Annotated in this window: 12 protein-coding genes; 4 read left to right on the top strand and 8 right to left on the bottom strand. The window is 68.4% G+C overall.

The features are described from left to right. The coding region (locus Q0379_RS09025) for a sigma-70 family RNA polymerase sigma factor (protein ID WP_299007307.1) at positions 1-843 on the top strand (843 nt) is incomplete at its 5' end. A 52-nt stretch (positions 844-895) separates the two neighbouring features. Here Q0379_RS09025 and Q0379_RS09020 read toward each other — a convergent pair. The 4 genes from Q0379_RS09020 to Q0379_RS09005 form a co-directional block, all read right to left on the bottom strand. After that, complete coding sequence (locus Q0379_RS09020; RefSeq protein ID WP_299007304.1) at positions 896-1,162, bottom strand: DUF2798 domain-containing protein; 267 nt, start codon at positions 1,160-1,162, stop codon at positions 896-898. Positions 1,163-1,329: 167 nt separating this feature from the next. After that, positions 1,330-2,982 carry a M56 family metallopeptidase gene (locus tag Q0379_RS09015; RefSeq protein ID WP_299007301.1) on the bottom strand — a complete coding sequence of 551 codons (1,653 nt, stop codon included), beginning with the start codon at positions 2,980-2,982 and terminating at the stop codon, positions 1,330-1,332. Further along, a complete protein-coding gene (locus tag Q0379_RS09010; RefSeq protein WP_299007297.1) occupies positions 2,979-3,368 on the bottom strand; it encodes a BlaI/MecI/CopY family transcriptional regulator in 390 nt (129 codons plus the stop codon). Before Q0379_RS09010 ends, Q0379_RS09015 begins: the two co-directional genes overlap by 4 nt. 130 nt (positions 3,369-3,498) lie before the next feature. After that, on the bottom strand, positions 3,499-4,005 hold the full coding sequence (locus tag Q0379_RS09005) for a hypothetical protein (RefSeq protein ID WP_299007295.1): 507 nt from the start codon (positions 4,003-4,005) through the stop codon (positions 3,499-3,501). Positions 4,006-4,303: 298 nt separating this feature from the next. On the opposite strand from Q0379_RS09005, the gene Q0379_RS09000 reads away from it, so the two are divergent. Then, the gene (locus Q0379_RS09000) at positions 4,304-4,837 is read left to right on the top strand and encodes a hypothetical protein (RefSeq protein ID WP_299007291.1); all 534 of its coding nucleotides are present in this window, start codon (positions 4,304-4,306) and stop codon (positions 4,835-4,837) included. Positions 4,838-5,237: 400 nt separating this feature from the next. On the opposite strand, the gene Q0379_RS08995 is transcribed toward Q0379_RS09000, so the two are convergent. The 4 genes from Q0379_RS08995 to Q0379_RS08980 all read right to left on the bottom strand — a co-directional run bounded on the left by Q0379_RS08995 (position 5,238) and on the right by Q0379_RS08980 (position 8,941). After that, entirely contained in the window at positions 5,238-5,915 is a 678-nt protein-coding gene (locus Q0379_RS08995) for a class I SAM-dependent methyltransferase (protein ID WP_299007288.1), read from the bottom strand. Positions 5,916-6,097: 182 nt separating this feature from the next. Continuing rightward, a complete protein-coding gene (locus Q0379_RS08990) occupies positions 6,098-6,514 on the bottom strand; it encodes a flagellar export protein FliJ (protein ID WP_299007285.1) in 417 nt (138 codons plus the stop codon). After that, entirely contained in the window at positions 6,514-7,848 is a 1,335-nt protein-coding gene (fliI, locus tag Q0379_RS08985) for a flagellar protein export ATPase FliI (RefSeq protein ID WP_299007282.1), read from the bottom strand. Before fliI ends, Q0379_RS08990 begins: the two co-directional genes overlap by 1 nt. 91 nt (positions 7,849-7,939) lie before the next feature. Next, complete coding sequence (locus Q0379_RS08980; RefSeq protein WP_299007279.1) at positions 7,940-8,941, bottom strand: dienelactone hydrolase; 1,002 nt, start codon at positions 8,939-8,941, stop codon at positions 7,940-7,942. A 150-nt stretch (positions 8,942-9,091) separates the two neighbouring features. Between Q0379_RS08980 and Q0379_RS08975 the strand changes: the two genes are divergently transcribed. Together Q0379_RS08975 and Q0379_RS08970 are read left to right on the top strand one after the other, a co-directional pair. Beyond that, the gene (locus Q0379_RS08975; RefSeq protein ID WP_299007275.1) at positions 9,092-9,874 is read left to right on the top strand and encodes a LytTR family DNA-binding domain-containing protein; all 783 of its coding nucleotides are present in this window, start codon (positions 9,092-9,094) and stop codon (positions 9,872-9,874) included. A gap of 420 nt (positions 9,875-10,294) precedes the next feature. Then, the coding region (locus Q0379_RS08970; RefSeq protein ID WP_366519310.1) for a response regulator at positions 10,295-10,627 on the top strand (333 nt) is incomplete at its 3' end.

Genomic DNA, 10,627 nt, shown 5'->3' with positions numbered 1-10,627 from the left:
GCTCTGAAAGAACTGCTGCCGAAGGACGAGAAATCACAGCCCAACAGCCACGCCGCTCTCGTTCGGCAGTCGCTCGCCGACGATGCGACGCGCGTCACGGCCCTGCTCAACTCGTTCTCTGACCTTGACCTGAAGGGGCATGCCGATCAGCGGCCGATGAAGCAAGTCGTCGCGCTGCGCGAACTGATCGGGCAAGGTGCCAGGGAACTGCCGGCGGGCTTCGACGCCGACATTGCCGGTCCTGTCTGGCACGACCTGCTCAATGATGCTGACCGCACGAAGGCATTTGCAGCGCTGAAGGCTTCCACAATGCTGGCGGTGCGCCAGGGATTGCGGGGTGGACGGATGTGGATCGACCACAGTTGGGAGTTTCGCAATCGGGAAGATCTCTTGATCCCTCCGGCCGAATGGAAGAAGGAGCGCCAAGGCTTGATCAGTGCGCTTAGCCTGACCATCGATCCCCGAAAATTTCTCTCGCGCTTGCATGCTCATCTGGACGTGGGACTGCGCGCGCTGTCGGAAGCCGTCACCGACGGCAAGCTGGAAATCGATCCCGACGGGATGGTGCGCTTCCACAAACTGGAGGCGCTGCCCATCGATGCGGCGATCCAGGCAAATCTGCGCGAGACGACGACGCGCGTGCTCGCCTCGCTCACGCCGCGCGAGGAGCGCGTGCTGCGCATGCGCTTCGGCATCGGCATGAACACCGACCACACGCTGGAAGAAGTCGGCCAACAGTTCTCGGTCACCCGCGAACGCATCCGCCAGATCGAGGCCAAGGCCCTGCGCAAGCTCAAGCACCCGTCGCGGTCGCGCAAGCTGCGGAGCTTCCTGGACAGCTAGGATATGGCAAGGGCGGCTCTCACGAGCCGCCCTTCTTGTTTGTGCTGATGGCCTAACGCGTCGGCGGCGCCACGATCAGGCCGACGATCCGCCGCACCAGCGGCAGCACCAGCAGCAGCGTGGGAAAAGCTGCCAGCCAAGACAGGCCCCAGGCCGACATCCAAGTCGCCGCGAGTCCCGGTGACAGGCCCACGGAGCGCAAGGTCGAGATGCCGGACACCACGAAGGTCATGATCACCGATAGCACCAGGGGCATGACGAAGGCCGCGTAGCGGGCAGGCAGGCGCTGGAACGTGATGATCGAGGGATGAGATTGCATCGAGAGTCTCACTGACGAGGTCCGGCCATTTCGCATCCACCGGAGAAGCTCCGGCTGTCCGGCCGGAACCGGATGGGATGCGTTGCCTGACGTGAGACGCTTACGGTCGCGGAAGCGACAATAGTCCCTTAGCTTCTTTGCGAAGGGCTCGCAAGTGGCGTCAATGATCAGCGATCCGCGGCCCGCCGTTCCAGTCGATCCGCCTGCCGCTCCATTTCATCCGCCTGCGCGGGCATGCGCCGAGCGACGTCCTGCAATTCCTCGTCCGTCACCGTCTGGCCGCGCGCGCGGTTCTCGGCGATCTGCTGGGCGCGGTAGGCGGGGTCCCGAAGGCGGGCGGCTTCCTCGCGCATCTGGCGCGCGCCGGCCCGCATCTGCTCGGCGCCCCTGGCCATGTCGGCGCGAGATTGTCTCATCGCCACCGCCTGCGCGCGGTCGGCGGCCTTGCGGGCCTCTTCGCTGATGCGCCGGGTTTCTTCGGCCGAGAGGCGAACCTGCTGGGCGTAGACGCGCGCCTGGGCGCGAGCCTGGGCGCTAGCCACCCGGGCGGCCGCTTCGATCTCGTCGCGGTGAGCCTCGACCTGGCGGCGGATCTGCTCGGCGTTGACGCGGGTGGCTTCTGCCTGGGCCCTGGCCCACTCAGCCTGAGCCCGCGCCTGTGCTCTTTCCCAATCGGCCTGCGCTCGCGCCTGGGCGAGATCGTAGGCGTCAGCCGCGTCAGCGGCCGGCGCCGCTGGAGCCGCAGGCGCCGCAGGCGCGGCCTCGGCGGCCGGCGCGGGAGGAGCCGGTTCAGCCGGGGGCGCCGGCGGCGTGGGCGGCAGCGGCGCGCTCGTCACCTTGGCTGGGGGGACTGGCGGGATCGGCGGCGCGATCTGGCGGGTCACCGCGAAGGCGGCCAGGGGCGCTGCGACTAGGGCGATGGCGCCGATGCAGAGGGCGACAGTCAGCGGCCGGCGGCGGGCGGGCGTGTCGATCATGATGCTGGCGATGCGCGACTTCAGGGTCCGGCTGTCGGCGGCCATCGGCAGGGAGGCGACCGGGGCCAGCAGGGGCGCGGGATGGGCGGCCAGGCGGACCAGGGTGCGGGCGTAGAGGGCGCGGTCGACGAAGCCCAGCGCGGCGGCGTCGGCGGCTTCCTCCGAGCGTTCACGCAGCACGGCGTGCAGGCGCCAGACCAGCGGGTTGAACCAGAAGATCGCCAGCACGACGCGGGAGATCAGCAGAAAGATCCAGTCGTGGCGGCGCAGATGTGCCAGCTCGTGGGCCATGATCGCGGGGGCGGTATGGCGCTCGGCCAGGGTGGCCGGATCGATCAGGATCGAGCCTGGCGCGACGCCCCAGCTGAGCGGGCCGGCCACGCGGTCGGTGCACACCAGGTTGGGGCGGTCCGCCGGCGGCAGGTCCTCGATCGGCGCCAGCCAGACGGGACAGGTGACCGGCTCGGCCTTCCGGGTCCAACGGGTCAGGGTGCGCAGGCCCAGGGCCAAACGGCCGCTGATCAGCGCGGCGCCCAGCAGCCACAGGCCGCCCAGGATCGCGCCCGGGGTCATCCAGGCCGGGACGGAGGCTTCGGGGAGGGGCGGCGCGATCGGGGGGGTCTGGAGGGCGATGGGGGCGTCCGCGAGCGGCGGCAGCAGCGCCAGCTCGATCGGCGGCAGGGCGTTCATGATCACCGGCAGGGCCAACAGCAGGCAGACGGTCCCGCGCAGGATGTCCACCCGCTCGACCGGGCGGCAGTTCAGATGGCGGGAAAGGGCCAGGCCCGCGCCCGCGATCAGGCTGGACTTGACCAGCAGAGAAATCAGCAGCGTCCAGGTCATTGCTTGTCCTCCCCACCCTTGGTTTCCACGGCCTTGTCGATCATCGCCTCGAGGGCGGCGGCCTCTTCCGGCGTCAGCTTTTGGCCCAGGCCCAGCAGGGCGCTGGCGGCGCTGGCGGCCGAGCCGGCGAAGAAGGTGTCGATCAGCCTGCGCAGGGCGCCGACCGCGACGGTCTCGGTGGCCTGGGCGGGGCGATAGGCGACGCCGTGCGCGCCCGGAGAGCGCTCGACCAGCCCCTTGTTCTCGAGGCGCGCCAGAAGGGTGCGGACGGCGGAGTCGCTCAAGGGATCGGGAAGAGCGGCGCGGACCTCGGCGGTCGTGCCGGTCTCCAGGCGGCACAGGGTCTCGAAGACCTCGCGCTCGCGTCGGGGCAAGGCGTCGATCAAGGCGGCCTCCGCTGACTGTTCGCTACATCCGTAGCGCTACATTTGTAGCGACGAAAGTGAACTCGTCGTAATGCGGAGGTCGACGAGGCAAGGCACGGCGGCGTTCGGGGGAGCGCCGCCCCGCTCACCCTCAGGCATGCTCCAAAGTGCGCGCCTGGGGCTGGTGGGTGTCGAGGGCCGCGTCCGGATTGGCCATCTCGGTCACCGCATTGGCGAAGCTCAGGTATTCGGCGGCGAAATCCAGCGGCAGGATCTCGACCAGCCAGGCGTTCTCGACCCACACCTCGATCACGTGGAAGTGGCCGCCGCGATCGCAGACAAAGGCGTCCCAGCCCTTGGCCGCCGCGCGGTCCAGAACCGCTTGGCGCTCCATCGAGACGCTGAGCGCGAAGTGGGTCGGCGAGCGGCGCTCGGCGGCTTCGGCCTGGCGCACGAACACCGCGCCGGGGTCGCCGTTCGGGACCATGACGCTGCCGGCCGGATAGATTTCGATGGCGGTGCCCATGCCGTCGGCCTTGAACACCATTTGGCTACCCGGATTGGGTGGGAAGTCGACGGCGACGCCGCCCATGATGTCGGCGAAGAATTCCGCGACGCCTTGAGGATCGATGGCGCTGACGGACAGATGATGGATCACGATATACCCCTGAGGACTGGGCGCAGCGGGGCTTACGACGCGCGACGACGGTCGCGCGCCTTGGCCTAGGCTCGCCAATTGCTGTTCAAAAAACGGCGTTACGCGCCGGAGCGGCGGGGTTTACGGGCGCTGATCTTGCCGCTCAACTTACAAGCCCTTCATGACTTCGAATTAACCTTGAGCATGACGTGGCCGTCGCCGCGGGCGCGCCCGCCGAGGCCGTCCGCCCCCGGCCTCACTTGATCCAGGACAATGTTAGCGAACGGCGTCGGTGGCCTACCGAGGCCGGAGGCGTTTTATGCGTATCGAGTTGTTTGAAGGTCTGCCCAACGTCGTGGCGGCCTTGATTGTCATAGGCTGTATCGCGGTGATCTTCGGGTTTCGAGTGCGTAGGCCTGCAAGGCCCCGCGCGGCGGCGGTCCCTCCGGTTCCGCGGTTCGAGGATGACGCCTTCGCGGAGCGGCCCGACCTGGACCGGCCAACCTTTGGTCAGTCCGCCCAGGAGAGGCTGACGCCTCAGCTGAACGCGCTGGCCGAACGCGCCCGCGCGCACGGGTTCGAGGCGCGTTATGAGGTGAGCGGCGAAGGCGAGGCGGCCAAGCACCGCCTGGAGATCAAGCGCCCGGATCATCCCGACGGCCAGCCGCTGCCCTACATCGCCTTTTCGGCGGGCGAGGCGGGTCTGGTGGACGTCATCTATGGCGGCATGTTCCCCGGCCCCATCGATCACAACGGGGCGGACACGGAAATCGATTGGCGCACGGTCCGCTGGGATCAGGTCGACAACGTCCTGGCGACCTTCGCGCACAAGCTCTTCGCGCGGTTCGACTAGTCTTCCAGGTCCGGCTTGTGCATCCACGACCGGAATCCGCCGCCGTGCGCGCGGGCGAGGACGACCGCCTCCCTGAAAAGCTGTCTTAGGGCTGCGTTGGTCAGAGGCTGTTCGCGCCTCAGGAATAGTCTGCCGTCGTCTGTCGTCAGGACGATGCGCCACCCTGGGAAGTCCAGATCGTGCGTCAGCCGCTCTGGAGGAACATCGATCCTGATCTCGACCTCATGCGCCTTGCGCCTGTCCAGGCCTGAGCTGCTGCGGAAGGCCCAGAACGGAGAGCTTGGGCGCCAGAGCTTCAGGATCGCGCGCCTGAGATCCGGCGGATAGTTTGAGAGAGGACCCATGCCCCCACGATAACTTGGGGGCGTGAAGCGGCAAGTGATCCGGCGAGGCTTCGGCCTTAGTCCCGGATCGCGATCAGCGACTTGGTGACGACCAGGATCTTCTCGTCGACGTGGCGGGCGTCGGGGAAGAGAAAGCCGAACTGGGCCTTGTCCAGCAGGCGCGCGTGCTGGACGGCGCGCATCGCCTCGCCCATGTCCGCTGACTTGGGCCACCAGCCATAACCCCGCTTCAGCAGCATGCGAGCGCGGGCCTGCTCCGACCGCCAGTGGAAGAACGGCGCGGAGAAATGCGGCTCGATCGGGAACCAGAAATAGGGCGTCTGGACGTAGTAGCGCGGCGCCAGGCGGCGGCACTCGCGCGCGAAGGCCTCCATGCGCGGCCAGTCGCCGACGTGCTCGACCACCGAGTTCGAATGGACGAGGTCGAAGCTGAGATCGGCATGGCCCGAGAGGTCGCAGGCGTCGCCGACCACGGCGCTGAACAGCGGATCGTCCACCGTGAACGGCTGCGGATTGAACAGGCTGACATGGACCTTCCGCGACGCCAGGAAGTCGTGGTCGAACAGCAGCCGCCAATAGGCCGGCTCGCCGCCCAGGTCGGCGATGCGGCACTGGCCCCGCTCGGCGAAGGTCTTCTCGATCAGGGCGACGACATGCGCGGCCCGCGCGCGGCGGAACCGCGTCGCCAGCGAATTGGCGCTGCCGGTTTCCTGAAGCGCGTGAATGAGGCTCATGTCGCAGTCATGGGCCAAGCGACTTGAGATTTCCTTTCCATCCGACCTTCCCGGCGAATGCCGGGACCCAGATCGAAGTCGAAAGGCTATGTGGGTTTGGTGATGCGGCTGAGCGCGAGCACCCAAACCTCTCCTGGTGAATCTGGGCCCCGGCATTCGCCGGGGAGATCGGGATCTAAAATCTAGAACCCGGCGGCCTTGCGGCGCAGGCCCAGCTCGTCCAGCTGAGCGGCCTCGAAGGCGCCCTGCTTCTTGGCGGCCAGCACCTTGGCCTGCTCGGCGACATGCTCGTACTTCTTGAGGTTCTCGAAGGCCTCGGCCAGGGCGTCGCGCGCCCCGACCTCTTCCTCCTGGCACAGCTCGATCTGGGCCAGCATCTCGGCGCGGCGGCGCTTATGGCCTTCGCGGTAGCCGATCATGTACCAGCCGGCGCTGGCGTCGCCCTCGGCCCGCTTGGCTTCGGCTTCCGCCTCGGCGTCCAGCATGGCCACCCGCAGCTCGGCCGCCGTGCGGCGCTCGACGATCTCGGCGAGGCGCTTTTGCAGGGTCTCGACCTCGTGGGTGGAGATACGGATCAGCGAGGCGGCCCACTTGGTCATCAGTACTCACTCTGCAGGATCTGGCCCAGCATGCCGAAAGAGTCGTCGAGACTGGTTGCCTCTTCCTTATCCTGGCTAAGGAAAGCCTCGATGGCGGGGTTGAGACGGATCGCGCGGTCGACCACGGGGTCGGCCCCGGCGCGATAGGCGCCGATGCGGATCAGCTCTTCCATGTTCGAATAGGCGGCCATCACCTGGCGCGCGCCCTTGACGATCTCGCGCTCGTCCGGGGTCTGGCAGCCGGGCATGGTCCGGCTGATCGACTTCAGGACGTTGATGGCGGGGAAGCGGCCTCGCTCGGCGATGGCCCGCTCCATGACGATGTGGCCGTCCAGGATACCGCGCGTGGCGTCGGCGATCGGCTCGTTGTGGTCGTCGCCGTCCACCAGCACGGTGAAGAGCGCGGTGATCGGGGCGGCGGTGGTGCCATCGGCGCGGATCGGGCCGGGACCGGCGCGCTCCAGCAGCTTGGGCAGCTCGGTGAAGACGGTGGGCGTATAGCCCTTGGTGGTCGGCGGCTCGCCGGCGGCCAGGCCGATCTCGCGCTGGGCCATGGCGAAGCGGGTGACCGAGTCCATCAGGCACAGGACTTCCTGGTCTTGGTCTCGCATATACTCACTGACCGCCAGGGTCATGTAGGCGGCCTGGCGGCGGGTCAGGGCCGGCTCGTCCGAGGTGGCGACCACGACGACGGCGCGGCGCAGGCCTTCCTCGCCCAGCGTCTCCTCGACGAACTCGCGGACCTCGCGACCCCGCTCGCCGATCAGGCCGACGACGACGGCGTCGCAGGTCGCTTCCTTGGCCAGCATCGACAGCAGCACCGACTTGCCGACGCCCGAGCCGGCGAAGATGCCCAGGCGCTGGCCGCGGCAGGTGGTGGTGAAGACGTTCATCGACCGCACGCCCAGGTCCAGGCGCTCGCCGACCCGGCCGCGGGCGTGGGCCGGCGGCGGCGGTGTCTTCAGCGGATAGGGGACCTCGCCCTGGGGCAGCGGGCCCAGGCCGTCGATCGGCTCGCCAAAGGCGTTGATGATCCGGCCCAACCACGCCTTGGTTGGGCGGACCACGGCGCCCTCCGGCACGATGCGGATTTCGGCGCCGGGCGCGACGCCCTCGACGGGGCCGAAGGGCATCAGCAGGGCGCGGGTCTCGCGGAAGCCGACGACCTCGGCGGGCAGGGCGGTCTGGCCCAGGCGCTCGATCTCGACCCGGGCGCCGACGGCCAGGCGGGTCAAGCCGCCGCGCGCCTCGATCAGGAGGCCGTTCACGGCGGCCACGCGACCATAGACGGTCAGCGGGTCGATGCGTTCGACGGCGGCGATGAGACTGCGCAAGCTGGACCCCGAAACCCCACGGGGAGCGCCAAACTTGGCTATTCGCCCCCGTGTCGCCACAGTCGGGCAACGTGGTTAACCAGGTATGAAATCAGCGCCCGGGTGCGACGTCTTTGGGTGCGACCAATTGGTCGGTGAAGAAACGGACGACGGCGGCGTTGAAGTCGTGGTGGAAAGCGACGCGGTCGAAGCCCGGGGCGCTGGCGCACAGATAGGCCAGATCGGCGGGCGGCGTCGTGGCGCAGGGCGAGAGGAAATCGAAGTGTCCCGCGCTCGGGACCACGTGGTAGTCGTGCGGACGCTTGAGGTTCCGATGCACGGCCTCGGCGTAGTCGTCGCCGGGCAGGACCTGGTCGTCCGCCGCCTTCCATAACTGGACCGGCGCGGTGATCCCCCTCAGGCCATCCTCGCCGAAAGTGAAGCCCAGCGCCGGGGCGGCGGCGACGACGGCCTTGATGCGCGGATCATGGACCCAGGGGGCGGTCAGGGCGCCCGCCGGCGCCGGGCGGCTGGCGGTCAGCTTGCAGTCGAAGTTGGCGGGAGACTTCACGCAATGGTCGGTCATCCGCGACAGGTCGGGCTCGCCGCCCGCCGCCGCCAGCACCGTGAAGCCGCCGGACGAGAAGCCGAACGCGCCGACGCGCTCGGGGTCCAGCTTGGCCTTCAGCGGCGAGGCGTCCAGCATCCAACCGATCAGGGCCGAGAGGGCGGCGGGCCGGTCGGCCATCGCCGTGGCGCGGCTCTGGTCGCGATAGTTGTCGCCGGGGTGCGTGAGCGCCGCGACGACGAAGCCGGCCTCGGCCAGCGCCTGGGCGGTGTCGGCATGGCCGCCGAAGAAACCGCCGTTGCCGTGCGACATGACGATCAGCGGCAAGCGCTCGCCGACGAGGGGCGCGCCGGCGGCGACGGTCTGGGCGTTCAGGCCCAGCGTTATGGAGAAAGGCGTCGCGTCGGTGGGGTACCAGACGCCGACCTCCACGGCCGACGCGTTGGGGCGCGGCTGTTGCAGCACCATGAAGCCGGCGTTGGCGGCCAGGGCGGGGGTGGCGGTCGCCGCGAGCAGGGCGGCGGCGAGGAGGGCGCGGAGCGACATGACGGTCCTTCGAGGGGATGACGATGTCGCCCCTTTCGGCGGCGAGACGGGTCTTCGCCAGCGCTTCTGCGCGAATGGGCGAATGGGTTCGCGGGCGGGCGAGCGGGCGCGGGCTGGCGACTCCGCCGGCGCTGGCTCTATACGAAGGGCATGACCGCCGCTCGCACCATGCCGCCGCTGCTGGGGACCGCCCGCGAATGGGCGATCGACCTGGCCGTCGCCGTCGGCATCGGCGTGCTGCTGGGGCTGATGGGGCCGTTTGGCAGTTTCTACAACGACGGGATGGGCGTGCGGATCGCCTACTGGGTCGGCAGCACGGTGACCGGCATGGCGGTGATCGGCGGCCTGGCGCGCCTGGGGTTCGTTCTGGCCTGGCGTCGTGGCTGGCCCCTCTGGACGGTCCTGCTCCCGGTGGCTCTGGTCGGAAGCGTGGCTCAGGGCGCGCCGTTGCGTCTGGTGGCCGTCGCGCTCTGGCCGCAGATCGACCGGCTGGTGAGTCCGCTAGCGTGGTACGCCCAATGCGTGGCGATCACGACGCCGATCGTCCTGGTCTACTATTTCGTCCGCGTCCGCCCGCTCGCGCGGGCCCGCGCCAGCGAAGGCGTGGTTCCGGTTACGGCGGCGGCTCCAACCATCGACCCTGGCGCCGTCCTCTATCTGAGGATGGAGGACCACTATGTCCGGGTGCGCACCGAACATGGCTCCAGACTCGAAATGGGGCCGCTGGCGCGGGTCACCACCGGGCTCGCCGGCGTCGAGGGCCTGCAGACCCATCGCTCGTGGTGGGTGGCGCGGCGGGCGATCGTCGGGGTCGAGCGGGACGGTCGGAACCTGCGCCTGCGCCTCGTCGACGGTCAGACCGCCCCGGTCAGCCGCGCGTCGGTGGCCAAGCTGCGGGCCGCCGGCTGGCTGGCCGAAGAAAATCCGGCCTGAGCGCCGCGTCGCGGCGTCGCAGGCCCCGGACCGATCGCGGCCCCAACGGCGCTCGCGCCGCGAGAACAATGGTCGGAATTCTCGCGACAGAACGCCGCAATATCAGATTGGCGGCCGTGTGATACGACCTCTGATTAACGGATGCGGACGTCCGGCGAGGCTTTGAGATTACCGGTTTCCAGCCTTGGCGGGTCAGTTTCGGAAGGCCCGGAAACGCTGGGTGCGACGCCTGCGACCAATGTGCCAAAGCGTCAGCGGACGGCTTGCACCCGATTCGCAAATCAGATTAACCATTCGACCAACACGAACATTCACCATTAACCAGTCTTAAATTAACTCTCCGGCAGGATGGTCGAAGGGTTTAACCGGCGGTCATTCCGCCAAGACGTCGAATTACGCCTGAATGGCGTGGAGGGGCTCATGCGCGTACTGTTGATCGAGGATGACAGCGCGACCGCGCAGACGATCGAATTGATGCTGAAGTCTGAAGGCTTCAACGTCTATACGACCGATCTGGGCGAGGAAGGCGTGGATCTGGGCAAGATCTACGACTACGACCTGATCCTGCTGGACCTGAACCTTCCCGACATGAGCGGCATCGACGTGCTGCGCACGCTGCGGGTCGCCAAGATCAACACGCCGATCATGATCCTGTCGGGCACGGCCGAGATCGACACGAAGGTGAAGACCTTCGCCGGCGGCGCCGATGACTACATGACCAAGCCCTTCCACAAGGACGAGATGATCGCCCGC

It is taken from the genome of uncultured Caulobacter sp., from assembly GCF_937900395.1.
Taxonomy (GTDB): Bacteria; Pseudomonadota; Alphaproteobacteria; order Caulobacterales; family Caulobacteraceae; genus Caulobacter.
This window is presented reverse-complemented; position numbering and strand designations above follow the sequence as displayed.